19 protein-coding genes and 1 pseudogene are annotated in these 25,957 nt (G+C 55.3%); 5 read left to right on the top strand and 15 right to left on the bottom strand.

Annotated elements, in window-relative coordinates; translation table 11 throughout:
• Positions 1-491: 491 nt before the first annotated feature.
• Positions 492-1,106 (bottom strand): class I SAM-dependent methyltransferase, encoded by a 615-nt coding sequence (locus ACOSV0_RS24330; RefSeq protein WP_434114449.1) that lies wholly within the window; start codon positions 1,104-1,106, stop codon positions 492-494.
• Positions 1,107-1,179: 73 nt separating this feature from the next.
• Positions 1,180-2,013, bottom strand: a complete 834-nt coding sequence (locus ACOSV0_RS24325; RefSeq protein WP_434114448.1) for a hypothetical protein — start codon at positions 2,011-2,013, stop codon at positions 1,180-1,182.
• A 525-nt stretch (positions 2,014-2,538) separates the two neighbouring features.
• On the opposite strand from ACOSV0_RS24325, the gene ACOSV0_RS24320 reads away from it, so the two are divergent.
• Both ACOSV0_RS24320 and ACOSV0_RS24315 read left to right on the top strand, forming a co-directional pair.
• Entirely contained in the window at positions 2,539-3,381 is an 843-nt protein-coding gene (locus ACOSV0_RS24320; protein ID WP_434114446.1) for a glycosyltransferase, read from the top strand.
• A 116-nt stretch (positions 3,382-3,497) separates the two neighbouring features.
• On the top strand, positions 3,498-4,985 hold the full coding sequence (locus tag ACOSV0_RS24315) for a lipopolysaccharide biosynthesis protein (protein WP_434114444.1): 1,488 nt from the start codon (positions 3,498-3,500) through the stop codon (positions 4,983-4,985).
• 388 nt (positions 4,986-5,373) lie between these two features.
• On the opposite strand, the gene ACOSV0_RS24310 is transcribed toward ACOSV0_RS24315, so the two are convergent.
• The 13 genes from ACOSV0_RS24310 to ACOSV0_RS24250 form a co-directional block, all read right to left on the bottom strand.
• Positions 5,374-6,288, bottom strand: a complete 915-nt coding sequence (locus ACOSV0_RS24310) for a beta-1,6-N-acetylglucosaminyltransferase (RefSeq protein WP_434114442.1) — start codon at positions 6,286-6,288, stop codon at positions 5,374-5,376.
• 621 nt (positions 6,289-6,909) lie between these two features.
• Positions 6,910-7,632 (bottom strand): carboxypeptidase regulatory-like domain-containing protein, encoded by a 723-nt coding sequence (locus ACOSV0_RS24305; RefSeq protein WP_434114441.1) that lies wholly within the window; start codon positions 7,630-7,632, stop codon positions 6,910-6,912.
• A gap of 20 nt (positions 7,633-7,652) precedes the next feature.
• Positions 7,653-9,971, bottom strand: a complete 2,319-nt coding sequence (locus ACOSV0_RS24300; RefSeq protein ID WP_434114439.1) for a YjbH domain-containing protein — start codon at positions 9,969-9,971, stop codon at positions 7,653-7,655.
• Positions 9,972-10,451: 480 nt separating this feature from the next.
• Positions 10,452-13,373 carry a DUF4838 domain-containing protein gene (locus tag ACOSV0_RS24295; protein ID WP_434114438.1) on the bottom strand — a complete coding sequence of 974 codons (2,922 nt, stop codon included), beginning with the start codon at positions 13,371-13,373 and terminating at the stop codon, positions 10,452-10,454.
• On the bottom strand, positions 13,370-14,197 hold the full coding sequence (locus tag ACOSV0_RS24290) for a glycosyltransferase family 2 protein (protein WP_434114436.1): 828 nt from the start codon (positions 14,195-14,197) through the stop codon (positions 13,370-13,372). Before ACOSV0_RS24290 ends, ACOSV0_RS24295 begins: the two co-directional genes overlap by 4 nt.
• Before the next feature lie 48 nt (positions 14,198-14,245).
• Positions 14,246-15,286 (bottom strand): glycosyltransferase family 4 protein, encoded by a 1,041-nt coding sequence (locus ACOSV0_RS24285; protein WP_434114434.1) that lies wholly within the window; start codon positions 15,284-15,286, stop codon positions 14,246-14,248.
• Between the two features lie 2 nt (positions 15,287-15,288).
• Complete coding sequence (locus ACOSV0_RS24280) at positions 15,289-16,131, bottom strand: glycosyltransferase family 2 protein (protein WP_434114433.1); 843 nt, start codon at positions 16,129-16,131, stop codon at positions 15,289-15,291.
• Positions 16,128-17,354, bottom strand: coding sequence for a hypothetical protein (locus ACOSV0_RS24275; RefSeq protein ID WP_434114431.1), 1,227 nt, complete (start codon positions 17,352-17,354; stop codon positions 16,128-16,130). Before ACOSV0_RS24275 ends, ACOSV0_RS24280 begins: the two co-directional genes overlap by 4 nt.
• On the bottom strand, positions 17,341-19,581 hold the full coding sequence (locus ACOSV0_RS24270) for a polysaccharide biosynthesis tyrosine autokinase (protein ID WP_434114429.1): 2,241 nt from the start codon (positions 19,579-19,581) through the stop codon (positions 17,341-17,343). Before ACOSV0_RS24270 ends, ACOSV0_RS24275 begins: the two co-directional genes overlap by 14 nt.
• Positions 19,578-20,822 carry a polysaccharide biosynthesis/export family protein gene (locus ACOSV0_RS24265; protein ID WP_434114427.1) on the bottom strand — a complete coding sequence of 415 codons (1,245 nt, stop codon included), beginning with the start codon at positions 20,820-20,822 and terminating at the stop codon, positions 19,578-19,580. The genes ACOSV0_RS24270 and ACOSV0_RS24265 overlap by 4 nt, the downstream gene beginning before the upstream one ends.
• A gap of 54 nt (positions 20,823-20,876) precedes the next feature.
• Positions 20,877-21,377, bottom strand: a complete 501-nt coding sequence (locus ACOSV0_RS24260; RefSeq protein ID WP_434114425.1) for a hypothetical protein — start codon at positions 21,375-21,377, stop codon at positions 20,877-20,879.
• Entirely contained in the window at positions 21,368-21,805 is a 438-nt protein-coding gene (locus tag ACOSV0_RS24255) for a low molecular weight phosphotyrosine protein phosphatase (RefSeq protein WP_434116111.1), read from the bottom strand. Before ACOSV0_RS24255 ends, ACOSV0_RS24260 begins: the two co-directional genes overlap by 10 nt.
• Positions 21,806-21,840: 35 nt before the next feature.
• Positions 21,841-23,220, bottom strand: a complete 1,380-nt coding sequence (locus ACOSV0_RS24250) for an undecaprenyl-phosphate glucose phosphotransferase (RefSeq protein WP_434116110.1) — start codon at positions 23,218-23,220, stop codon at positions 21,841-21,843.
• A gap of 947 nt (positions 23,221-24,167) precedes the next feature.
• Between ACOSV0_RS24250 and ACOSV0_RS24245 the strand changes: the two are divergent.
• The 3 genes and pseudogenes from ACOSV0_RS24245 to ACOSV0_RS24235 all read left to right on the top strand — a co-directional run bounded on the left by ACOSV0_RS24245 (position 24,168) and on the right by ACOSV0_RS24235 (position 25,957).
• Positions 24,168-24,313 (top strand): annotated as a pseudogene (locus ACOSV0_RS24245) (DUF3309 family protein).
• 500 nt (positions 24,314-24,813) lie between these two features.
• Entirely contained in the window at positions 24,814-25,185 is a 372-nt protein-coding gene (locus ACOSV0_RS24240) for a hypothetical protein (RefSeq protein WP_434114424.1), read from the top strand.
• A 298-nt stretch (positions 25,186-25,483) separates the two neighbouring features.
• Positions 25,484-25,957 carry an Lrp/AsnC family transcriptional regulator gene (locus tag ACOSV0_RS24235; RefSeq protein WP_434114422.1) on the top strand — a complete coding sequence of 158 codons (474 nt, stop codon included), beginning with the start codon at positions 25,484-25,486 and terminating at the stop codon, positions 25,955-25,957.

Here is a 25,957-nt window from a genome sequence, read left to right as displayed (position 1 = left end):
ACGGGGTACATCAAACCCATCAACGAGTCCTGACATGCCGCGCAAGAAGGAATCTGCAGCCTATGCTGCGTGGCACAAAAATAGCTTGTCACAGACCCGCATGGCATAACCGGCGGCATGCGGTGCGCCAAACAATACGATTCAGCTCGATCTATCGAGCAAAACACACGCTACGGGACCCCTATGACGATCGCTCTTCTGAGCCTTTCGCGGCTTTGCGTTATCTGGTGCGCTTTCTATCTAGCCTTAAGTCTGCAGAGTGCCTTGTGGGTCTCTCGACGCCACCGTTCGAGAATTCTGTTCCTTGAGATCGAGCCTCATCGTGCGCACGGGGCGCAGGAAAGGGCGCGAGCCAGGTTGCTTAGGCGCGCTGCGTTGGGAGCGATCATCGCAATACCGGTTGGCTTGGTTTCCTGGACATTTGCAATTGGGAGGGGCTCGTGAACGCAACGGACCAACTGAATTAGCTACCCCACAACCCGGCAGTCCGCTCACGATTTAAAGATGAAAAACCTATGATAAGGATTGTCATGCACTCGATAAGTATTCGCGAGAGGGCGTATCGCCGAGAAATCTGAAATCACCTTTTCCAAAGGAAAATTCTTTGTGCCAACTTCCCAATAATGCTCCCCATCGAATTCATGCACTCGCGGTGCCACGAATGGATTTGGGAGTAGAAATTTAAAATCGCCAAGTCTTGGCACTTGAAACAAATAACGCCACACCGCTTTCGAGTCAGGGACACTAATTACAATATCTCTACGGGAGACCCGCGCCATTTCTCTGAATGCACTCAAGGCTTCTTCGTATGGCAAATGCTCCAGCATTTGAAAGGCGCAAACAGCATCGAATGCCTTATCATCAAAAGGTAGAGCCGTCGCGGAACCGACATGGTCAGGCATCAAATCTGGATCAAGGTCTATCGTTTCGACCTTGAGGCCAAAAAGACATGCTGTGTTTTTAAACACCCCGGATCCCGGACCTATTTCGAGCACGCTCACTGGATTCAGTCTGATCACCTCATCGATCTGATGCCAGACGCTATTCCAGCGCCGCTTGTCCATATACTTCAAAAACTCGTAGTGCGATTTGTTGACCTGTTTCATTTTTCACTCATTTTTATATTAATATATAATATTACTTCAGACGATCATCGCCGCACGTACAGGTCGAAGCAATTCACGTGCGCTGAAGAAAACCAAACTTCAAAGCGATAGACGACGGGTAGCGAACAATTTTTGTTACTAGCGCCTTCAGCAATCCCTTCGCAGTGGCGTTATGCAGCAAGCCGTCCGGATAGCAATACTTCCTGAGTATATTTAACTGAATAAATTCTTGCGCTGTTAGCTGCGAAAAAAATTCATCCATTTGCACACCGGCGACTTCCCTGCCATACCCTGAACCTTTTGGATGGAAAATCGTGAGTGACAGATCACGTAGAACGAGCAGGTTATTTGCCATCGCGTAAGCGATGGCCGCCCATTCAACACCCCAACCCAAATTATTCACGGAGTAATTCAATTCACGCAAACGCCCCACGACGGACTCCGATATGCTCCACACCACCCCATCAGTGTTCGCCACAGCAACGACTCCGGAGCTATCTATTTGCCTGATTGCGACGCGCTCTGTTACCCACGCATTAAAATCCACATTGGGTGCCCAAACGCCAATGTCAGGTTGCTTGCTGTATGCCTCACGACATTTCTCAATGACGCGCCCCCAATTCTCCGAAAATGCGTCCGCCTGGATTTGGAACATTACGCCAGAAGTGTGGCGACGCAGGCACTCCTCGAATTTTTTCCCGTAGAACCAATCATTTGGGACTCGAATCCAGCGACCCTCTCCCGTTTCGGTGAAATCATCTTCGTTGGAATAAATGACGGTCACTTCATCTGCAAAATCACGAACAGCTGACGCTATCTGGTTCGCTCGGTCCCGCATACCCTTCCAGCTTATTATGCAAACATGAACCCCTACGTGGGAGCCGCCGCCGTCAGCAATTTTTTTCATTTTAAATGGCCATTCTATAAAGAAGTCGAAGGGTACCCGCATCGACATGCACAACAAGGCTCGCTCTGCGAGCGACGGATGTAACTGACAAAGCGATAACCGTGCCATCTCGGACACTCACGACAAACCTTTAATCTGGTGAACGGCTGTCGAAACCGGCGGCAATGTACCCGTAACATCGAGGGATGTTACGTCCCGCAGGTCGCGTCGGGCGCCTTTCCGAACAACCTTCTGCGAGCACCGGTAACGCACTACTTCATTCTGGCGTGCCACCGGGCCGCGTTGTGCGCTACGTAAATTCAAAATCGATGGGTGTGCGTGATAAATCAAGCTTCCGTTCGACGGTGAATTTTGATGGCATGAATCTCGCTTTATAAGAAACTCGACCTCAAACAAATACTCACGCAATCCGACGATCGCGTGCGGCTAAATGAGGCGCCAGACTACAGCCCCGGGGAATTAGCGGTCATGAAGACAGATCCATCACTGCCACTAGTAAGCGTGTATATACCCACCAGGAATCGCATGCAGCTTCTAAAGCGCGCTATTGATTCCGTTCTGATCCAATCGTATCCGCGCATTGAAATCATCGTGGTCGACGACGGTTCTGCCGATGGAACACGTGACTATCTTCACGATCTCAGCAAGGCATCCTCTATACGATCGATTTTCATGCCGGTCAGTGTCGGCGCCTGTAACGCACGTAACTTTGCGATAAATTCGGCCAATGGAGAATTTTTAACCGGCCTGGATGATGATGATTATTTCGAGCCCGATCGGATAAGAAAGTTTGTTGATAAATGGCAAGAGATAAATAATCAGAATATTCGCCTGGCAGGCCTGTTTGACGGCATTCAAATTATACGCAATGAAACCCAACTTCTAGCCTCGTTGTCTCAGGCCACTAACGGCAATCAGCTAAAAATTCGGAATGTGATAGGAAATCAGGTGTTTGCACCTCGCGAACACTTTATCGGCGCCGGTCTTTTCGATAATTCTCTGCCGTGCTGGCAAGACTGGGACTTGTGGTGTCGAATGGCAAAGCAATATGGAGATTTCTTGAACTGCGGAAATTTCTCATATGTACAAGACTTGAAAAGCACGTCGAATCGGATATCTACTCAACCTGGGTTCACCATACGCTACGCATCCAGGCGTTTCCAGATGAAGCACGGGCCTTATTCGTTGAGCGAGCGCGCGGGTTTTGTGAGTTCCCTTTGCGACTATCCACAGGTGACGCTGTATCCATCAGAGCTTTTTATGCTGGCCGGCTCGTGGCAAATACCGGCGCTCGCACGCAAGCTCGCCCAAATCCTCTTACCTCGGTCCGCTTATTCCGGCTTGCGAGAGCTTGTCAATTCGAAGTGATGGCCTGCTTCAGGGCTAGTTCAATATACGGTCGAATGGTTAACGACATGGCAACTCGTGCGGCCGTGACAACCATCGAGGCGTTCACCGAACGTTCTAAAAAAGAAGCTTGAAACATGTCGAATGTAAACTACGAGATACGAAAAAGCGTCACGGTCAACTTCGTTGGTCGCTACAGCAACTTACTGATCCAGGTAATCGTCACTGCCGTCTTGGCGCGGATGCTCAACCCGTCCGATTTCGGACTCGTTGCGGCAGTCGCCGTTCTGGTCACTTTCGTGTCATTCATTAGCGAAATGGGACTGGGTCCTGCTGTTGTTCAGTTTCAGGAACTAACATCGGCGCAGATCGCAGGACTCTTCTGGTTCACCATCATATTGGGTGCAATTGTAGCGACGCTCTTTGTCGGCTGTGGTCCATTGATTGCCCATTTTTACGGCGCCCCGAAATACACCCGCGTTGCGCTCGCCCTCGGCCCGACCATTGCCTTGTCATGCTGGGTCATCGTGCCTCTCGCAATTCTGAGGCGGACACAACGCTTTAGGGCTATCGTTTCTATAGAAGTTATCTCTGCAATCGTATCCGGCATCGTTGCAATTCTTGCAGCGTTTCATCAAGCCGGCGTATTTTCTTTGATTATCAAAAGTACGGTATTTTCTATTTTGATGTTCATATCATGCGCGGTGCGAAGCAAGTTCAATCCGTTCATCAGACCCAGCTTTTCTGGCATGCTGCACGTCTACTCATACTCCGGCTACCAGTTTCTCTTCAATCTCGTCAACTACTTTACGCGTAATCTGGACAAAATCCTTATAGGGAGGATGATGGGCGCTGCCACACTAGGGATCTATGACATGTCGTATCGGCTCATGCTCATGCCGATTTACAATCTGACCCATGTTATCGGCCCCGCGCTTCAGCCAGCCTACGCGGCACAACAGCAGGACATGGCGACCATCTTCGTTTCTTACCAAAAGGTCATTCGATTGCTCGTTATCGTTGGAGGCTTTGTTGGAGTAGTCTCGTTTTTTTGCTCGCGCGACATCATTTACCTTTTCTACGGAGACAAATGGTCGGCCGCCGTCGACATCTTCGCGATCCTGAGTTTATCGATCTGTGTGCAAATTGTTTTATCGTCAAGCGGGGCAATTTTCCAGTCCATAGGCCGGACCGATTTGCTCTCCTTGTCCGGGACGCTCTCCGCTCTAACATCGATCCCTGCAATAGTTGCTGGCGCCTGGACCGGCAACTTGAAGTTGCTTTCCTGGTTTCTGGTCATAAGTTTCCTCGCCAACGCTGCGACGACCTTTTTTATTCTCGCCAGGTTCGGCTTTAAACGAACCGTGTACGAACTGTTCCGGCCTTCCATTGGTTGTATAGCAGGAATATCGACGCTACTTGCGGTGTCCGCAGCATTTAAGATGACTCATACCTTCGGCGAAACATCATCGCTCCTGCTGACCGCCGGCAAGGTGTTGGTGATTGTAGCTTTGTACTGGTTACTCGCTCGCCTCACCGGGGACCTGGATTTTTTGCGTAAGGCAGTCGCTCCAAAACTTAAAAACCGGGGACAGCCGAAAGTCGGTTTTATTTCGCGCCTCTAAGCTGAGGAAGCTCGACAATGGCTTATCACAAACACGTTATCAACATCAATGCATCCGGCAATGGGTCCATGCAGACAATACCGCGCGGCCATAGATCGAGAATCTTTCACAGCCGGGCATACGGGGCTCGACAAAGTCATTCGAATCATTAACGGCGATGGAGACGGTTCTTTCGTCGAACCCATGACGTCGATTCGTCCGCTTAGCTAATTGTCGATAAAGCCCACAGTGAAAAATTCCTCCCATTGCACTTCCGGTGGCAACGGAGCGCATGGGCCGGACGGTTGGCGATGTTTCTTGATGTGTTGTCCAGTTAAGCGAATCGACATTAGCGCGCGCAGCGGGCTAAGCCGGCGAGAAAGCCGCTAACCAGCGCTCTCGCCGTCTTTCAATTCAGGAACGGATTCAACAACGCAAGCTTCTCGTCTAGCTGCTCCAGCAACGCGCTGGATTGAGTCCCAAATTTTCGCGCAAAAAACACCGGTCGCTCCGGGCCATAGCCGTCCGGAAGAACTGACGCCCGCACAAGATCTTCCAGGTGTATGCCCGTTAGTTCAGACGGATAGGGTGGAGCGCCTTTTTCCCAGTCTGCGTAGTGCAGATTGGGGCGGAGATTATTGTCCAATCCACACTTGTGCATGATCGTCTGAAAGAAGAATTCATCGGAAAAACTGGTGCTTGCACAATATCGAACAAAGTCAGGCCGCCGGTCTACAAACTCCAATATGGCCTCAATGGTGTCTTTCTTGAGACCGAACCAAGAAGAGCCTGCACGGAAATCTGATTCGGAGAAGCCGGGGGGAAGTTTGCGTCGTGCGCCGACCAATCGGTACGCGAGGCTGAAGAAGCGATTCGCGCATCGACTCATCGCTGCGCGCCCTCCCCGGTTGCGCCCGCCCCCGCCCTCCAGGTATCGAACCCGCACGCGATCAATCGATTTTCCGAGACGTCCAAACTCGGTCAAATTGATGCAATCTCGCTGGTTGAGCGACAAATACGCAGTGAGTTCTGAAATAGGCCTGATCGGGTAGTCGGCCCCGCTGAGCAGAATAAAATAGTCATGCGCGCTGTTCTTCACAGCAGTGCGCATGAGTTCAAGCGTCGCTTCGACTTGAGAGAAACCGGCCCACTGCACATTGAGCCTTCCGGCGGTCAGGACTGCCTTGTTCCGCAATTGCGGAAGCGGTGTTACTTTTGCGTCCACGTGCAGATAGCAAGTTGTGTTGCTTTGACTTAGCGCGCCAAGAAGACGATCCACATGTGCGAACTGACGGTGCGCGACAATCAGGAAAGCGATGTTCAAAATGCAACCCTTCGAAGTGGAGCGATTACTGAACCGGTTCGGGTGGATGACCCTCACCCCTCATTCCGGGTAAAACCTCGAACTGCCGCCGCACAGAACGCGAACCGTGGAATTTTAGGTCAATACGCGTTGCAACACCGCGCCGGCGCTACATACTATTTACCCACGACCGGTATAAATATGATCGCCTCAATAGCCATTGTTTGCACCAGTTTTCCTCATGAAACCAGTCATCTTCTGTTGTAGCGAGCGATCCAACGGAAAGGCCGAACGCAAAGCACGACGAACGCGATGACATAAGCCAATCGCTGCTCCCAATGAAGGGATGCAAAGACTCACAATATCTGCGCATGACCGGAGTGGACGGACTAATTCCTCGTGTCAACGCAAGCTCTCGATTCTTTACCAGCGTACTGGTGGCAACTACTTTGTGGCTCGATCAATCCAAACTATTGCCGGTCCTGGTGCTGTTGCATGTGCCGCATCACCAGAACCGACAATAGCTCTACACGGAACAACATTCAGGCTACGCTGCATGCGAGGTTGTGCACAGATCTCGCGCTTATGCATGCCAGTCACGCGAGCCATGAACAACCTTTGCACGCCACATAGACAACCGCCTTACTGAGTGGTAGACGAGCCCGTACCGCCTGTCGGGTTACTTCCTGCGCTGCCACTGGCGATCGGGGAAGCTGCGCCGGCCGCCACTGCTGCCGTTACGAGCGACGCTGCCGGTTGTCCGTTACTGGTAATCGCCCCGGCCGCCAGCAAGGCATCGAGATCCGAGTCGGGCCCATTCGTGCCGGGTGTGAACGCGAGAGTCAGGAAAGAACCCGGCGATAGCGTAATGCCATAGAGTTTCTTGATCAGTGCCGTCACGCCCGCAACAGCATTGGCGATCACAGTACTGTTCGTCAATGCGCTCTGGAAAGTCGAATTGGTTGGGATGCCTGCGAGCAGCGCGCTCTCGGTCGTACCGAGTTGCCCCGCAAGATAGCTCAATAGAAGTTCGGTCAGCGGCGTTACATTAAACGTGCCGGCAGCCGCGGCAAACGAGTGAATCGTAACGCCACCGCTTGTCGCTGTAATCGCGCAGGGTGGATCGAACTTGAAGGTCGCAGAATAGGCGCCGTTCGAGTCTGAGGTTGCACTACCCGAGCCATTCTTGCAGGTCAGTGAAACAGTCGCATTTGCCAGCGCTGCGCCGACTGCCGCAGTGCCCTTCACGGTTGCGCCCGGCGAACTACCATCACTACTTCCGCCGCATGCAACCAATGTGCTGATCGCGATAACGATTGAACCGTACTGCAACGTACGAAGCGTACTGGCGTTAAGAAGCCCCATTTCTTTTCTCCAAAAGGAAGTCAATCACAATTGACAGGCATGCTTGCCCGTCCGTCGCTTACACCCTGCAATGTGAATCCACAAGTACCTTGCCCAAAGACCGCACCCGTCGATATGGCAGGCGCGCTCGTGCGCGGCATTGCTTTCGGCACGTCGCTATCCGGTCTCGCGTAGCGGAGATACGCATCACGCATCCGGTACAGCTGTGTAGAGAAGTACTCGCCGCTGAAGCGGCCCTGATTGAGCAAGTACTGTTGCGTGCTGTACGGAAAACTCATGTTCTCCGCAGCGGAAGCAGACAGGTAATTAGTCGAGCTCACGCGCGTGCGGAAATCGAGTCCGAACGAACCTGTGCCGTCGACCTGACTGACACCCGGCTTCATGCCCTGCCGTAGCGTCAGCGGGAAGCTGATCGCCGCGCCAACGAAGGTGCCTTGGCCGCTATGCTCACCATGCACACTGACAGACACGTCGTCGAACCAACGTGTCAGGGTCGCGACGGGACCTTTGTCCCCGCCCACGAAGCGGGCCACACCGGCTTCGATCCACAGATTCCAGGCCGGCTGGACCCAGCGGTAAGTCAGTTCCGCATTCTTCTCGCTCGGTAACTCATCGTGACCCGGTTCGTGGTGCAGATAAGCAAGACGCAAGCGGATCAAATCGGGGCGGCCCGGGACAAACATCGTCGTTTCGTTTTGCACGCCGACGTACGAATAATCGAACTTCCCAATCGAGGCGACGTTGAGTAACTGCGGCACGATCCAGAAACTTTGTGCAAGCGCGACAGCGTTCAGACCGCCGCGCAGGCGATAGTTGCTGAACACGCGGCCGTCGTCCATGTTTTTGGTGTTATAGAGCGGCGCAATATAGCTCGCATAGAACTCCGCTCCGCGCCACAGCGGCACAAAGCCCTGGATATTGGCGCCCAGCGAGACGTCGAAGTTACCGTATTCTGTGCCGTAGAGATAACTGACGACCGGCTGGATCTGGATTCGCGTGAGCCCATGACTATGCTCATTGCCATGCCACGCGATCGAATCGGCGTCGTAGGTCGGACGGGTTCGCATCGTCATGGAAGCGCTCGCCGCCGACGGTGAACCGCCAGCCACGAATTGCGCAAATGCCTGACGATCGACGCTCACTTCGCCAAGCGGCTCATTCGCTTTCTTGATAACGGCTCGAATCTTGTCGATACCTTGTGGCGCGTTCGCGCTCGCAACGCCAAGCACAATGCCGAGTGCGTCAGCTTCATTCTGGTTGTAGCGATGGTTCTCGTATTCGACAACGAGATCGTTGCCGCTATAGCCGACACGGACCCGCTCAAGTCCCGCAGCGAAAAGCTGCGTCGCGATCGCATCGAGCACGGAGGTGTCGAGCGCCTCGGAAAGCACTGGCGAGCGTCTATCCGGCACAGCAGGCGACACCTCGCTCAGCATGACCGACGCATAGGATCGCAACGGAGGCACATAGGCGACTGGCGCACCTGCGAGAGGATTAGCGTTGCCATTCGCAGTCCGGCTATCGATCGGGGCCAAGCTGGCCAACCGGATCGGCTCATCACTGTTTGCTCCGGATGTCTCCGGTGCAACAGCTTGTGTTTGCGGGCCTTCGCACAAACCCGTGTCGCAGCGTTGTTCACTAAAGCGCCTGCCCAAAGGTATCTGAATGCCCACGGAAAACGAGGTGCGCGGAGATACGCCATTCGTCGAGCGGACGGCACGCACAAATGTGCCGATGACATTCGAATCAGCCAGCCAGCTGATTCGAGGCGACTGGTAACGCACCCCGGCATAAGGCGTTTTCGAATCGTCTTCAGCGAGAAGCGATAAACCGGTATTCCATAGCGATAGTTGGACACCGCCGAACAAGCCATCCAGGCGATCGCCCTGGCCGTAACCGGCCGTTAGCGTAAGTGGTCCGAGTGCTTGAGAAACGACACCGTATTTCGAGCGAAAGAAGTGCGTCTGCCCGCCTACATCCGTCAGACCGAACGCGATACTCGGCTGATATTTGAAGAATTTCGGCACTTCAACTTTGATATCCGCCATCAGGTGACGAAAGATGAAGTGGTCGGCGCCTGAGAAAGGCGCGTGAACATTGCCAGGGTAGTTCGCGAGACCGCCAGCCAGTTCGACATATGGCAGAAGTCCCACCGCCCCCCAATACATCTGGGCACCGGTGGCCTGGCGTCCGTAACGCGGATCAAGATAGTTGTTGTATTGAGCTTCGGCCATTCCCTGCGGCAACACAAAGCCATAGGGAATGACGAGGCCGCCACTCTGCCCGAGCGAATTCAACGCGGGCTCCACCGCACGAGCAGCAAGCGAGAAGGCGAGCATAGCGCACAGGGCCACCGCTTTAGGAGCCAATGATGCCGGTTGTGCGTGCGGTCTTTTGAGCATGGATCGAAGCGCTTCTAAAGCGCATTGTTGTTAATTGAATTTCAGGTGCTGAATGCATCCGAGCTGCAGATATGAGTCGTCAGATACGGCCCGATTCCCCGACGCTGCTCATTCATTCCGTCCACATTTTTTTGCTCACCGCACGACATCCGGTGAAGCCTGCCTTGTTCTCACGCATGCCGCGCCCAACCTCAACGCGTGCGATAACATTCTTGTGCAGCGCACCTCAAAAGCAAGAAGCACGCCGATATGAAACGAACACGAGATTCAGAAGATCTGCATCTTTCCCACACCTAATCCTTGCTAAATTGCACTTCACGAATCTTTTCGCATCACTTGCAGTGCGCTCGGCGCTTCGCCGCACAATCGCATTACGTAACGCCCCGTTACGCATCGCGACACACGGCACAATTCAAGTTATTTCGAATTCGAGCCGTGACGCATCACAAAGAATCGATCAACCAGGACTTGATCATCCGCAGCGAGCCGGTCGGCTTGCACATAGGCGCCTTGCTCATGATTCGTGCCGTAGGAAAAAGGTCCTCCTGGCACCTGGATGACCTGATACTGGTCGCCGCTGAGTGTTTCCGACGAAACACGGGTAAAACGGTCCATCGGCGGAAACGATCCCACCAGCACATCGCCGCGATGTTGCGCGTTACTGCTGGAGCGGACACGCAATGTGGCATACAGATCCCACGAACCCGTGCGCGGCAATTTGTCGAATTTGAATTGCACTGCCCAAATGGACGAAGAGCCTTTCATCTGGACTGCCGCGCCATCGCTGGCGGCGGAATCGGCGACGATATGCGCGTCTCCGTAGACGTTGAGATTCAGATCCTGAAAGTCTCGCCAGTCCGCGGGCGCCAGGTTGGCTGTCGCGCTGGGCGGACTGGGCTCGTGTCGCTCGATAGCGAGCAGTTCGTTTAGCGCAGCGATCCTGCCTCCCTGGCGAAACATCGTCACATGCGCTGCTTTGATGGAAGCGTTGAATCGTTGCAAGCGGTTGGCGTAATCAATCTGCCATACGCCATCGCCGGCCGGTGTACTGTATTCATTTCGGCGCACAAGAATCACATAGTCGAGCGGCATACGCGCCTGCCGTACTCGCGCCGCAAGCACGTCGTCCTGCGACACTTCACGCTCGGCGCGCGCCAGAAGTTTGTCCGCAGAAGCGACGAAGTCGCGCGAAAACATCTTCATGCCGACGGGTGTTTGCTCGCCCACCATATCTCCGCTTCTGGCGACCGCCGCATGCATCAGATCGATATAGGCGAGGACATCTGGAGAAGCAGCGCCGAAATATTTCGAGCAATACTCCGCTACCAGCGCATGGACATCCTGATCGGGGTCCCACAACAGTCGCGCCATCATCCAGACCCGCAGGCTCGCGAATTCGGCGCCGGGCGTATTCCAACTCCCCTCCGCGAAATAGCCCGATACGTGATTTAGAGAGGCAAGCCACTTAATACTTTCGCCAATGGGATAAATGTTCGGCGTAGGCTGAATAAAACCGCCGAAATTGGTGATGTGATCCCAAACAAAAATATGCAAGGCGATAGCATTCCAGCCGACCAGCGCTTTGCCCAACGCGTCATTGCGGCCGGCATTCAACGGCGTGCTGTAGTCCACCTGGATGGTCATGGGATACACGAGAACATAGTCCGGCACCGTCATTCCAGCGGGCGGCGCAAAACCCCAGTGATAGGCATTGAATGTGAATCTCGCGCCTGGCATGACCTGCCGGACCTGAGCGGCGACATCCATAACCATATCGAGTTGCGGCGCAGAGGGATTTCCGCCGTGTTTTTCGGCGAATGCGCGACTCGCCGGGTCCATGTCCCAGCCCCAATCCATCTCATGAATGCCGAACCGGACCTTGGTGTAGTCCGGCAAGCGACGTAAGCGCGCGATGATGTTCTCTGCAAGAATGCGGCGCACGTCCGGATTCATCATGGCAATCTGCCCGCCCGCGTACCACTCTGGATGCGTCTTCCCATAGAGCGCCCTCGGCAGCAGATCCCAGAATGACGCGTCACCGTCCTTTGCCAGCCAACTGTGATCCCAACTGTCGAGAATCGCCGGCGACGCAAAGAACGAAGGGCCGTGCGATTCACCGTTCAGCAGATTGTGAGCACGATATGCCCGGTCCTGTCCCTCGCTGCTTAAAATCTCGCGATACGCAAATCTGGGTACATGACGCTCATTCAGCGCGGCGATGGTCAATAGCGCACGTGTGGGGATGTAAGTCGCATCCGGCGCCAACCATCTGACGCCCAGAACGCGATCAAGAAGCCAGTTGACCCCATACATCGTCCCGCGCGAAGTCGAACCCTCGATCACCAGATCAGGACCCCGTGTGCAGAATACGAACCCATCCTCACCGAGGGTGTTCAATTTCGCATCCGGGCATAGCTCCGGCGCGAGGCGATTTCCATTACCGACAATGATCAGCGGACCCGGCAGCGGTGCGTCATCCGACGAAAGCGGAGTGAAGTTCGCACCACTGATACGATTCAGATAATCGGTCAGCTCGCTCGCAGCATGCAGCGTCATGGCATCGGCGGACGCACCAACGTGCACGTGATATCGGGTAACGCCGTGGTCTGCAAGCACCAGTTGCTTGATAGGTGTCCCCGCCGATTTGACTACCGCAGTCAGCCGTTCTTCTCGTGTTGCTTCCGGCAATGCTTGCGTCAATAGCGTGGCGCGCAATTGCGAACTTTGAAGATCTTCCGCACCTGTTTCCGGTTCTTCCGTCAGCTTTATGCTGACGTTGCTGAATTCCACTACACCAGATGTGCCCGGTTTCTTTCGCAGATAGATGAGTAACTGATTCGCTTGCGGCGGCGCCGAAAAAACCGCGCTATAGGTGGTCAACACATCTTCTCGGCCTCGCGCGACGAGGAGAGCAGCTTCGGGCCCCCACTTCTGCACGACACGATCATTGCCGCGCCAACGCTTATCGACATCACCGCCGCGGAAACTGATCTGGACGAAAGCGGAGTCTGCCGGCGCGTTGACAACGCGTATAGACAATTGAACGCGGTATCGCTTCCCACCCTCAATCGTGATCCGATCCCGCACGGCGAAACCATCGGATATCTTCAACGCCGAACCGCTTTCAGTCGGCACGATGTCAAAACTTTCGCCCCACCAACCAGAACGGCCTGCTGAAAAATTGCCGTTCACCAGCAAAGGCTGCAACGCTGCTCGAACGTCGAACGAAAACGCAACGAGCAAGGCGCCGATCAGCATGATCGCCGCTTGCCGCAGACCGGCTTCGATGTGCTCGCCGTAGCCCTTGGGGCAACCTCGAACTACGCCGATTATCTTCACTTGGCGATACCGTTGACGCCGGGCGGCAAGGTCAACGGGACGCGAAACTTGTTACGGAATCGAAGCAGACTTTTGATGTGATAGCGGCTTGCTCTATTGATCAAACTTCCTGACGATTGCCGCTGATGTTCATGGACAAGCCGGGCACCCGGCACACATACCACGCGGTAGCCTGCGTGCCAGATACGCGCGCACAGATCGACATCCTCCATATACAGGAAGTAGGCCTCGTCCATGCCGCTCAGTTCTTCGAAGATATACCGCCGCACGACAAAGCCGGTTCCCATTACCCACTCGGCGTCGAACGGAAGACCTGGTGTCCACGAATCCATCATCAGATGCTGCGTCAAACGCTTGCGCAGCAGGTTCGACCGGCCTAACGACGTACGCCGCCCGACAATGTCGAGCAGGCTATAAAAACGTCTCGCCGAGTATTGACGCGAACCATCCGGATTGGTCAGATCGAGACCGACAAGTCCGATTTCCGGATCCGTCTTGAGCGTTTCCAGTGCCTTCTCAAGACTGCCGTCGACAAAATAGGTATCGGGATTCAGTACCAGCACGTTCTCTCGGGTTCCAGCCACCATGCCCAGATTCACACCGGCGCCAAAACCACGGTTCATCGATGCCCGAATGAGACGCACGCCGGCAGGCAAGCCTAAGCGAAGACGCTGGTAGGAGTTGTCAGGCGATGCGTTATCTACAACCACGACATCCTCCGGCAGCGCGACCTCCAACGCGAGAACGGAATTGACGCAATTGATCGTCAGATCCGGCGTGCGGAAATTGACTATAACGACGTTCAGCGCATCTCGATGATTCATATTCCCCCCGGAATTTTTATAACCCAACCCGCTTTTTATCTGCAGTCTTCAAGCTGCTTCACAGACGTCCTCAACAAGCCGCCAATGTTCGGCGGCGGTCTGGTCCCAACTGAAAAGAGTTGCCCGCTCGATGCCCGCCTCGATCAATTCCCGTCTGAATGTGGACGATTCGGCAAGGCGGTCCATTCCGTGCCGAATTTCACTCACACTCAACGGGTCGACGATAAGCGCTGCTTTTCCCGCGACCTCGGGCATGGCTGAGGTGTTAGACGTCAACACCGGAACGCGGGAAGCCATCGCTTCCACGATAGGTAATCCGAATCCTTCGTAAAGCGATACGAATGCAACGAACAGCGCGCCGCGATACAACTTGGGCATCTGATCGTCAGCGACGTAGCCGGAAAACCGCACAAGACTGCCGACACCCAGTTTCTGTGCCAACGCTTCAAGGTTGGCGTCGGGACTTCCGGTAAGCAGCAGGCAAACCCCTTGGCGTGGCAATACCGATTGAGCGTAGGCGGTCAGTAACCGATCCAGATTTTTATAGCTACGCCGGTTGCCCGGATACAGCACGTACGGGTAATCGATTCCCAGCACTTCTTCATTTCGCGCATAGATCGGGTCCACGCCATTCCACACCATGTGTACGCGCTTCGGTTCAATGCCCGACCACGCAAGGAGCTCACTGCGGGTATAGTCGGAGCAGCAGATAATTGCGGTGCAGCGCCGATACATATTGCGGAACAGCAAATCGTAATAAGCACGATGCAATCTGGAATAGAAGTGCAAATGCGTCAGATCGTGCACGGTGACGATCGAAGGACGGTTTCCCCATGCCGGCGGCACAAACCCAGGGCTCCAAAACACGCCCCCCTGATCTTTTCTTGCAAGAGCCGCGGAGATCCGCATCGGCGAGAACGGGCTGCCGATACTCCCGGCCACACCCAACGTCTCCACCCTCGCGTTCTGCGGCGCACGCTGAATACACGCAGTCATGACATTGCCGATGCCAGTCTGTACCGGCCAGCGAAGATCGGCGTAAACCGAGTATCCGTTTGTCGACGTTCGCTCCGCGTTCAGATAAGACATGTTCACTCCCTATCGGACCAGCCGAGCATGCGTTGGCTAGTCGCAATCCAGTAATAACGGGAGCGGGCAAGGTCGCCTTTCAGTAAGGACAGCAAGCAACCAAGCATTGGTCGCGCCAGCAGGTAGAGGACGAAATGCCATGGGTAGTCGTTAAGTCCCAGTACTCGACCAAAGCCGCGGTTATAGAGACGTCCACGCGCAAATGCCTTATCGTCGAATTTTTGTAATGGCTCGGGATGAGATATGCGGAGTGCCGGGTCATAGCAGATCGTTGCGCCAGTTCGCAGTGCAGCCAGGAGAAAATTGACTTCTTCACCGGCGCCCCAACGCGAACCCGAACCAACCCCCAATTGTTCATCGAACTTAACCGCGGCGCCCACGGCAGCGGCCCGCAGGAAAATCGTGTACGAAGTCGCGCTGGTCCAGACGTTGTAGCGATTGATGAGATGACAACTCGCGGACCACCGACCTTGCGACAGTCTGCCCGTTCCATCCACGCTGCAGCCTGTGAGTCCCGTAAGGGAAGGTTCTTGGCCTAGTCGTCCCGCCACGAAAGACAGTACGTCCGGCGCGTACCAGCAATCGTCATCGGGGAATGCAACGACTTCGCCGCGGACTGCACGCAGTCCGACATTGCGCGCGCGCGACAATCCCTTTTCTGACCGCAAGTAGACAATTTCAATCCGGTGGCTAAAGCGCTCAACTATTACCTTCACTCGATCGTCATCGTTCTGATCGACGACAATGAGCTCGAAATTTTCATGCGTTTGCGAAGCAAGCGATTCGAATAATCGCTCAACTTCCACGCTTCGTCCGAGAGTGCACATGATCAGTGAAAACTTCACGTTGCTCTCCGGTTGAATTGATAACGATGCTCAACATGCATCGGCGCGCGAACGGTCCGCGAACGTTTCCGGGCGGCTACGGCAGGCATAGTTCCACGTCCCCACGACACCAGATAGCCGCAGAACAGATAAACCATTTCGCTCTGGTGCATGGGGTTGATGAACGACCACGCCGCAAGCGGCGACAAACACAGCATGGTTCTCCATCCCAGTCCCAATCCGCAAAAGAACATCAGCCAGAACACCACGCCCGGCACGCCTGCAATCAACATGAGATCGAGTGGCGAACAGAAAATAGAGTTAGTGCCCGCTCCGAGCCCGATAACGCTGATTGCCGACGTGGAAAAGTAACTCTCAACGAATCCGAATCCGTGGCCGAGCCAGTCTTTCGCAACCAGACCGAGACTTACGATTAAAGCCAGTCCTCGTTCCTGTTCCAGCTTGACGCTCAGCATGTCGCCCGATAGCTGCTGGCTGAACTTGTAGTAGTAGAGTGCACTGCCCGCCGTTACTGCGATGATCTTCAGATAAATCCGTCCCCTAGTCTGCGTCATCAACACGATGCCGCAAGGAATCAGAACTGTTTTCGATTCGCTAAGCAGCGCGACCGCAGCGCCCAGTGCAAGAAACCTGGCGATGTCGGATGTTTTTTTATCCGACTGCAAGAACACCACGAAGCTTGCGCAGAAAAAGAAGGTCGCAAGCCAGTTATGTTCCTTGAACGAGCCGTGCAACGAGTCCTGCATAAAATCGACCGTCTGGTAGATCACCGGCACGTTGAGTTTTTGAACAGCGAGCTGATAAAGTAAAAATCCAAACAATGCCAAGTACCCAAAAGGCAATCGGTGACTCAAGTAATGGCGACCGAACGAACGGCCAAGCAGATAGAAAGTCGGATAGATCACCACAAACTTGATGATCTGCTCCAGCGGCTTAATACGCTCGTAACCACTAAAGCCTGTGAGCAGCAATGCCACGCCGATGAATAAACCAAACGCCAGAACCTCACGCCCCTGCAGGCGTACCGACTTCTTGATCACGAAAAAAGTCAGCACGACAACTGCCCACAGTTGATTGATCCGGGCACCTCCGATCTGCACGAACTCCAATGAAAGAAGAAACAGGCCTGTAAGCAGATATAGGTCGACCCACCGCGGCGACATGAGAATCGCCCCGTCGCGGCTGCGGCGCCGGATATCGTCGATCGCGTTAGCGGCTTTCATAGGCGTAATAGCCTGCGTTGTAACTGCCGTAACCCAGCCGGCTCTGGGGAACGTCGGTGAGCACGACGCCGCGCACGAGGACATCGGCATTGCGCATCCGGCGAGCAGTTTCCGCGATCTCACTCGATGTTTGCTGACCGTGGCGTACCGCCAGTAATGTCGTACCGGCGTGACGCGCGATGACGGCCGCATCCGTTACGGCAAGCACCGGCGGCGTATCGACAATCACCGCGTCGTACTTCGACGAGAATTCGTCCAGTAGTGATTTAAGCCGCCCGCTCATCAGCAGTTCTGCGGGATTCGGCATGATCGATCCTCTCGAGAGGAAATCGAGACCCGGCAGAACATCGTGATGAATCAGTGCCTCATAGCCGTCGTTTGAGAGCGATTCGGACAACCCCGGTACGACTCCGATACCAAAGTATGTGTGCGTATTCCCGCGCCGCATGTCTGCATCGATGAGCAGAATCCGCTTGCCGCCGGCTGCGAGAACCGCGGCCAAATTGGCCGCCAGGAATGATTTGCCGACGCCGGGACGCGAACCGGTAATCAGAATGATATTGTTGACCGCGTCGAACGCACCGAAATACAGCGCCGTTTGCAAGCTGCGAATTGCTTCGATTGCAATGTCGTCCTGAGCCGTGCCGGCGAGCAACAACGTTCCCGCGCGCCCTTTACGCAACTGCCGCTCAATCGTCCCTTGCCGACTGCTATGCGGGATGATCGAGAAAACCGGTGTGCCGAGAATCTGTTCAATCTGCTCCGAATGTTCGATACGCACTTGCAATGATCGGCGAATGAACGGGATCGCCACACCCAGCACAATGCCGAAAATCAGAGAGATGCCGGCGACGATCAGCTTTTTCGGCTTAACCGGTCGATCCGGGTGCATTGCCCAATCCACCACCCGGACGTTACCGACCTGACCGGCCTCGATCACGCTCAACTGTTGGGAGCTATCGAGCAAATTCGTGTAAAGCGCGGTATTCACCCGAACATCACGGAGCAACCTCAGTGCTTCCTGTTCGGTGTTCGGCAGGCTCTCGACGCGGCCGGAAAGGTTCTTCTGTTCGGCCGCGAGTGCCGCAATATTCCCGCTAAGCGCGACGACCGCAGGGTGGTCGTCGGAAAAGCGCTGCTGCAGCTCATTGCGCTTCTGCTCGAGATCCATCTGTTTCGATTTCAGATCTACAAGCTGGCCGAGCAACAGCTTGCTTTCTTCGCTCAGGTCGACAGTTCCCTTGCGATTTCGAAATGCGTTATACACGCTCTCGGACGTCTCAAGCTTCGCCTTGAGAGCAGGAAGCTGCTTTGCCAGAAAGTCCAGCGTCGCCTGAGCTTCGTCTCTTTTCCGGGTGACATTCTGTTCGACGTAGTTCGTGCCGATTCCATTGACTATGCGCGTTACCTTATCGCTGTCGTCCCCATCCAGCGTCACGCTAATGACACCGGATTGCTTGGACTTTTCTTCAACGACAAGATCATCCTGAAGCTTCGAAATCGTATCCAGAAGCCTGGCGCGTTTGACGGAAAATCGGGTGCCCGGGTTCGCAACCAGCCGATCGACCAATACCGTTGCCTGCACGCCTTCCACCGTTGCGACAGACGGTTTCCCTGCCGATCCGCGCGCTACCACGTCGTCGTCCTTGTCCAGCAATTCGAACGAGTGATCGGCGCCGGCAATCAGCGTATAGGTCGTGTCATACGGCAGATCGAAACGGCTGATGTCGATATGCTCACCTCCCCAAGCGAAGCGGCTCAGTCCAAACCATGGTGTCGCAAGCGTGCCCGCTTTGGTGTAACGCGAGATGAATTTCCCCAGGACGGGGAAATAGTTCGGCGTCGCGGAGATATCCAGATGCTGTTCCCGCACCGTCTTCTGAACGACGAGACGTGACTTGACCAGTTCGATTTCGGCAGCAGCCGTCGCCGTGGTGTTGAACAACGAGGCGAGTTCGCCTAACGGGTCTTTGGAGCTCGCCGCCGGGTCTTCTACCTGGATCATCGCGTCGGCGCGATACACCGGCGTAGCCAGTAAAGCGTAGGCCAAGCCGAGCGCAAAGACGAGCGCCGCGACAAACACGATCGACTTCCAGTTCTGGACCAGAACCGAAATGTATTCGGAGAGCGAGGGTTCGGCTTGCGACGGGGCGTCGTCATACGATTGACGGCCGGGAAAACCGAGCGAGGTACCGCGAGCCTGATCGGGATTGAATAAATTGTTCATTTCGCAACAACCGCCCCGGTCAGACCTGCGTTAATGGCGGGCAACAGCAAACTAAGCACGCGATTGAGGCGTACGAGACCGTTGCCGTCGATATAAACCACATCCTTGGGTCTCAACTGAAACTGGTTGGCGAGCACCATCGCAATCGGAGATTCGGCGTCCAGGTGGTAGATCTCCGGCGTCTGCGGGGTGGAAGCGCGAATCACGAAAACCTGATGTGCATCCGCGCTGTTGTTGTTCAGACTTCCCGCTTGCGACAAGGCGTCGCTCAGCGTCAGACTTCCGTCGCGCAACGGCGTGGCAAAGATCGGCTTGTTCACTTCACCCATCACGTAGACACCGTTTTGATCACGGGATGTCACGCGTAAGACGTCGCCGTCTTTCAGTACGATCTGCGAACCACTGATTTTCTGGTCCAGCATCGCGGTCATATCGATCGAGTAGGACTTCCCATCACGGATCAATACCAGCCGGCTTTGATCTGCGCTGGCCTGAAGACCGCCGGCGCGATTGATCGCTTCGTAGAGCGTCATCGGCACGTCGTTGATCGGCTGGACACCCGGGGTGCGCACTTCACCCTCGATGTACACCTGCTTGCTGCGGAATGAAGCAAGCCGAACGGTGACCTGCGGACTCTTGAAATAGGTCAGCGAAGTGACGAGGTCCTTTTGCACCTGGTCTACTGTCTTTCCCGCCACCTTCAGTTGACCCACGTAGGGGAACTGAACGTCTCCGTTGCTATTCACGATAAAACCCGCGGGCGGATCAGCGGGCCGCTGGGTCGAGCCGTTTTGCGCGGAACCGGATTCGGCGGCGACCAGTTCAGGATGGTCCCATACGGTAATCTGAAGGACGTCGCCCGGACCGATCAGGTAAGGTCCGGATTTGTTACCGCGCAGAGCCGCAATATCCTGGCTCTCCATTTGTGCAGGATCGTTGCGATGTTGCTGGAGTAACGAAAGATTGATTTCCTGAATCGGCACATTCAGCTCCAAAGGCACATTGCCCTTGCTCGCATCCGAAATAGGCAATGTCGCGCTGCCCGACATGCGCATTCCAGGTGCAACCATGCATCCCGACAGGCCTGTCAGTAAAACTGTCGTCAAGATTGTCCAGATAGTCCGTTTCATACTTGAAGCCCTCGAAATTTCCGTTTTTGTGTTTTTGGTCCCGCTCCTGCCGCCCTTCTCCGACGTTCGCTTCCCTACGTACCGCGCAGATCGGCGAGGCTTACGTTCCATCAAGCCGCCAGTCGGTGCCGACAACATTGGCAACGCTCCCCACACACCTTTCGATCACCAGGGCGACCGATATACCGTCGCACCGGCGTCCGGCGACATATAGGGATTCGTCACGACACCGCGCGATGCCAGATCCGCATTCGTTAGCGCCGTGCTGCTTGTCGACGGCAACGTATGAACTGCCGAAGTCCTGCTTGACGTACCCGACCTGGCATCCGACACCGTTCCTTGCGCCAGCAACGCTTCAGTTGGCGTAGCGGGTTCGTCCGTCAGCGACAGCGCCGGCGTCGCGGAATCGTCGGCCGGGCCGCCCAATTGCTCGAGATACCGACGATTCAGATCGGACGGCGCACCCAGTAACTTCATTTCCGCGGCGGGCACCTTCAACTTCGATCCCTTAAGTCCGCTGCTGCTTGCTGTCTTTTCATTGCGACCAGGAACATACGACGACTGCGCGTTAGCGGACGGCACCGTGACCGCTGCGAGCAGAAGGATGGCCGCACGCACATGCGCCCCCCTTACGCCGCGTTGAATTCCCGTTCTGTCTAGCCGCATTTGCGTATCCCTGGAATCCAGTTGCCGATCCCGGCTTCGATCTGTGCGAGCGATTCTTCATAAACGGCTCGCGGCCGAAGATAAGGGTCTACGACATCGAAATCGTCGTGCTCGCCAAGCCGGTACACCTTGCCCCGAGTGAAGGGATAAGCACGCTCGATCCGGCCGCGCTGGTCCAGTGTCATGGTCAGAATCAGGTGCGCTGCTTTTGCGTGGGCCAACGTCAACAACGTCGTCACATGCGTACTAAGGTCGTAGCCGCGCTCATGCATCAATTGCACAGTGGCGCGGTCAGCTTGACGCCCGGGCAGCGCGCACATACCCGCCGACATGATGGTTTTACGCGGCAATCTGCTCGCCAGAATGAGCTCTGCCATGGGGCTCCGGCACATGTTGGCTTCGCAAACCATCAGTATTGTTTCGAGCATCACGCGCTTATCCAATCCATGTAGCTGTCATGTTTTCAATAAGCATTCGCATGACTCAAACCTTTGAAGACCGTCGCCATAACAATCCGCATGTCGAGCCCGAACGACCAATTACGCAGGTAGTACAAATCGTGTTCGACGCGCCCTTGCATCTTTTCGATCTGATCCGTCTCCCCTCTGAATCCGTTGACCTGCGCCCATCCCGTGATCCCCGGCTTGATCCGGTACCGGTGGATATAGCCGTTCACTACTTTCTGATAAAGCTCGTCGTGTTCAATCGCATGAGGCCGTGGCCCCACCACCGACATATCGCCGCGCAGTACATTGAAGAACTGCGGCAACTCGTCCAGGCTGGTACGCCTGAGAAACGCACCCACTCGCGTAACACGTGGATCGCCGCGCGTGGCCTGTTTCACGAGTCCCGCTTCTACGTCATGAGGACGCATCGAGCGGAACTTGTAGATCTTGAAGATGCGTCCATCCGCGCCCTTGCGCTTCTGCGTGAAAAATACAGGCCCACGCGAAGAGAGCTTTACGGCAACTGCAATTGCAATCAACAACGGAGCAAGCGCAAGCAGCGCGCAAGCGGCGAACGTACGATCAAAAATTTCTTTCTTCACCAACGCGCGAGCCGGCACCGGCGACGCAACCAGGTTGATCGCGGGCATACCGATCAGGTCGATCATGCCGCTATCGAACAATGCAACGCTGCGCATATCGGGCACGAAGCGCACGTTGATGAGATCATCGCGAAACTCAGCCACGAAGCGCGACAGCGTGCGTTCCTCGGAGAGCGGCAACGCGAGCCACAGCTCCTGTACATCGTGCGATCTCACATAGGCGGCGAACTTGGCAATGTCGTCGTACACCGGCACACCTGAACCTATCGTCCCCAACACCGGTCGCACATCAAAGGCCGCCACTGCGCGAAATCCGCTAGTCGTCGAACCTTCGATATTGCGCACGACCTGGTGACAATGCGACCCACATCCCACAACCGCAACGCGGCGAAGATTCATCCCTGCATGCCGGACGCGCGCAAGCACGGCGTGCACAATCAGACGCGACACGATCAGCGCGCCGCCCGTGATTGCCATCCAATAGGCAAACCAGAGACGCGAGATGAAATCCGTGCGATGCAAGGAGAACATCAGCACCAGGCCACAGCTTTGAACCACGAGCCACGCCAGCGACACCTGACCGGCCATGCGCAACCGTGCCCGGCCACGCCATGAGCCATAGACGCCGAATACGGGGAACAGAACCAGGGTAAAAGCCGCGGCAAATGCGACGAATGCGGTATCGATACGGCTCTGCGTGAGATCTTCAAATCGCACTTGCGATGCGGCCCCCGCTCCGAGGACGACAAGCATCACATCGAGCAGGCGCGCGATCAGGCTTTGCAACCCCGGTATCGTTCTTCTTTGATGCGCAAAATTCGCCGTATCCATTCTTATCCCCGCGCTGGTCTCTCGCGCCAAACGTTCTTGTCAGGCTGCCGAACTTGTGTTCTCGTCGACAGCTCATGTCTCTCAGGCTCTGCTACCACGCTCTTCGCGACAACAAACCACCCCAGCACGCGAAGAAGCGCGCAATGCAAACCACTTTGAATTCACTCGTCCAGCGCGAAACCAAACGACGGGACGTTGCTGAACAACAATGGGAGATTGACTGCATGCCGCTCGTACCCGCATAACTTGAGTACTCAGGCAAAACGCCGCCACGACGAAATCCAAACAAAAGATCACGCCGCTTGTGCGCTGAAGAAACCAACCTGATAACCCCCGACCAGGTCAGCCGTTGACTCGAACTTCACAACCACTTGCTGCTTGTCTTGTCTGTGTTGTGCACCGCGCAACCTTTAAAGCAGCAAGCATGCCAATCGTTAGATTTCTTTCACAATTGGTCAGGATGTATGAGGCAAGCCCTTGTCCCATATGCGTTTTCCGCTGACGCTCTGCCTTGAGGACGTCCACAGAAAAAGCTCGAAATCGTGTCCGGTAACGCGCTCGTTACGTAACGCCGCCCGTAACGGTCCCCATCAATCAAGTGACGGAAACAGGGCGTTACGTGACACGACAAAGGTATGAAGAAAGAAGAGGGGAAGCGGTATTTCTACGCGATGAGAAAGATCTTGGGATGTGAGTTAAATCACTGGCCTGTCGACCGTTGAAGCAGTACGCGTTGCACGAGCGCTGAAAATCAACAGTCGTTTGAAACACTGCACGCGGCGATTTTCGCGTTGGGCATATGGCTTGCTGAATCAAGGCATCGATACTGCCTTTTCGCAAGCGTGCCTAACTGCGTGCTGGAGGGCTGTCGTGACAGGACGGTCCTAACAACCCAGGCGGAGGTAATGAATATGTTGGGAACCATTCCTCTGATTGTGCTGATCCTTCTCCTCATCGGCGCGTTTCCGACGTGGCCGCATAGCCGTTCATAGGTTACGCGCCGGCGAGTGGCATTGGCATCGTGGTGATCGTGCTGGTCATCGCGGGCGTGATGTAGCCGGATTAAAGCACTCGGTCAGCAGTTAGAACCAGATCGGCGCCACCCATTTGACCGCCTTTGAGCATGACCCCCATGCCGTCGATCTCATTTCGGAGAGCACACGAATACCGTTAGGCACGCCGGATGCTGAGACACCTTCGGATTCAAACTTCAATGCGAATGGAGATCACATCATGCCTTATCTTCTCGGCTGGCTTCTTGGCGTCCCGGTGATCGTACTGGTTATCCTGTACCTCATTTTCCACTAATCGTTTGCAACATAAACAGTTCACCTGAAGGTCATTCCGCGCGGCGCTGGCTGTCTCAGCGGCCGCGTCTCCCGAGATGCTCGCACCCTGAGTGCGCCCTCCACGCGTCAACGCAAAACCACGCGTCGCCGCGCGTGTGTTTTCACTTGCGCTGTACAAAACGGTGCGTAAAACTAGGTCCCGTCGCCCGCGCAAAAATGCCATATCTGCACGCGCACGCACAGACTGCGTACGAGCAAGGAGGGACCAATGGCAAACAACGAATACACACTGTCGCATCAGGACGTGGTGAAGGCAGTGATCATTCATCAGAACATTCATAAGGGCTTCTGGACGCTGAACATCAACTTCAACGTCGCGGCCACTCATGGTCCACAAGTGCCCGATCCCTGTCTCGCGGTGACGATCAAAGGCATCGGCATCATGCGGGCTTCGTCAACCGATCCACTTGCCATCGACGCGGCTCTCGTCAATCCGCCGGTGCCTGAACGTGTTGGAAGCGCTGTGCAGATTGCGGCGGCCGTCAACGGCACGCATGAAGGCGGCATGCAATTCTGTCGCGACGTCTATCGCAATGTCGCGGTGCAAAGCGCGGTCCGAGCGACGAACAAACACAGTTGAAAGAGGAAAATGCGTCCATGCCCGGCGGGCACTCATTCCGGCGCTGGTAACGCCGGAATTCGCCCGCGGGGTGCCCTCCTGTGAAGAAGGCAGCGAGACACCGGGTGGCAGCTTGTGGCCGCGCGGAACCGCAGGCTCGAGGCCGGCGGCCCGGACGGTTGTCCCGGGCATGAATGCACCCTGAAAATATACCCAGGCGCAGGCTGGATAGGCTTCTTAAAGCAATGCATCCATCTACCTGATACAGGACGATCTTCCGTTAGAATGACATTTATCCGAACAAGCTTCCGAGAATACCATGACCACCCGAAATCGCTCACTGGACAATCAGGATCGGAAGATCATGCGCGAGTTGCAGAAGAACGCGCGCCTGAGCAATGCGGAGCTCGCCGAACTGGTCGGCATGTCGACCACTGCGTGCTGGAATCGCACGCGTCAGTTGGAGACCGAGGGATATATCCGCGGCTACGTTGCGTTGCTCGATCAGCAGAAGCTCGGCTTCGCCGACGTCGTGCTGCTCGAGGTCACGCTCAACCGTCACGACGACGACGCCCTCGCCCGCTTCGGCGCCGAGCTGGCAACGTTGACTGAGGTGCTGGAAGCGTACCTGGTGTCGGGCGACTACGACTATCTGGTGAAGGTGGCGGTCGACGGTACGGCCGGTTACGAGCGGTTTCTACGCGAGAAGCTCTACAAGATTGCCGGCATCCGTCACAGCCGTTCGATGTTTGCGCTGCGGTGTATGAAGAGCATTCCGTCGGTGCAGATTTAG

This window comes from Paraburkholderia caffeinilytica, from assembly GCF_051027425.1.
Lineage (GTDB): Bacteria > Pseudomonadota > Gammaproteobacteria > Burkholderiales > Burkholderiaceae > Paraburkholderia > Paraburkholderia caffeinilytica_A.
The sequence above is the reverse complement of the archived record's forward strand: the minus strand, read 5'-3'. Positions and strand labels throughout refer to the sequence as shown.

Bases quoted from the DNA above. Each gene is read 5' to 3' on its own strand.
- ACOSV0_RS24320 (WP_434114446.1), top strand. From the start codon at position 2,539: ATGCAGCTTCTAAAGCGCGCTATTGATTCCGTTCTGATCCAATCGTAT.
- ACOSV0_RS24305 (WP_434114441.1), bottom strand. From the start codon at position 7,632: ATGGGGCTTCTTAACGCCAGTACGCTTCGTACGTTGCAGTACGGTTCA.
- ACOSV0_RS24240 (WP_434114424.1), top strand. From the start codon at position 24,814: ATGGCAAACAACGAATACACACTGTCGCATCAGGACGTGGTGAAGGCA.
- ACOSV0_RS24260 (WP_434114425.1), bottom strand. From the start codon at position 21,377: ATGCGGCTAGACAGAACGGGAATTCAACGCGGCGTAAGGGGGGCGCAT.
- ACOSV0_RS24235 (WP_434114422.1), top strand. From the start codon at position 25,484: ATGACCACCCGAAATCGCTCACTGGACAATCAGGATCGGAAGATCATG.
- ACOSV0_RS24270 (WP_434114429.1), bottom strand. From the start codon at position 19,581: ATGAACAATTTATTCAATCCCGATCAGGCTCGCGGTACCTCGCTCGGT.
- ACOSV0_RS24255 (WP_434116111.1), bottom strand. From the start codon at position 21,805: ATGCTCGAAACAATACTGATGGTTTGCGAAGCCAACATGTGCCGGAGC.
- ACOSV0_RS24315 (WP_434114444.1), top strand. From the start codon at position 3,498: ATGTCGAATGTAAACTACGAGATACGAAAAAGCGTCACGGTCAACTTC.
- ACOSV0_RS24285 (WP_434114434.1), bottom strand. From the start codon at position 15,286: ATGTCTTATCTGAACGCGGAGCGAACGTCGACAAACGGATACTCGGTT.
- ACOSV0_RS24265 (WP_434114427.1), bottom strand. From the start codon at position 20,822: ATGGAACGTAAGCCTCGCCGATCTGCGCGGTACGTAGGGAAGCGAACG.
- ACOSV0_RS24325 (WP_434114448.1), bottom strand. From the start codon at position 2,013: ATGAAAAAAATTGCTGACGGCGGCGGCTCCCACGTAGGGGTTCATGTT.
- ACOSV0_RS24275 (WP_434114431.1), bottom strand. From the start codon at position 17,354: ATGAAAGCCGCTAACGCGATCGACGATATCCGGCGCCGCAGCCGCGAC.
- ACOSV0_RS24290 (WP_434114436.1), bottom strand. From the start codon at position 14,197: ATGAATCATCGAGATGCGCTGAACGTCGTTATAGTCAATTTCCGCACG.
- ACOSV0_RS24330 (WP_434114449.1), bottom strand. From the start codon at position 1,106: ATGAAACAGGTCAACAAATCGCACTACGAGTTTTTGAAGTATATGGAC.
- ACOSV0_RS24300 (WP_434114439.1), bottom strand. From the start codon at position 9,971: ATGCTCGCCTTCTCGCTTGCTGCTCGTGCGGTGGAGCCCGCGTTGAAT.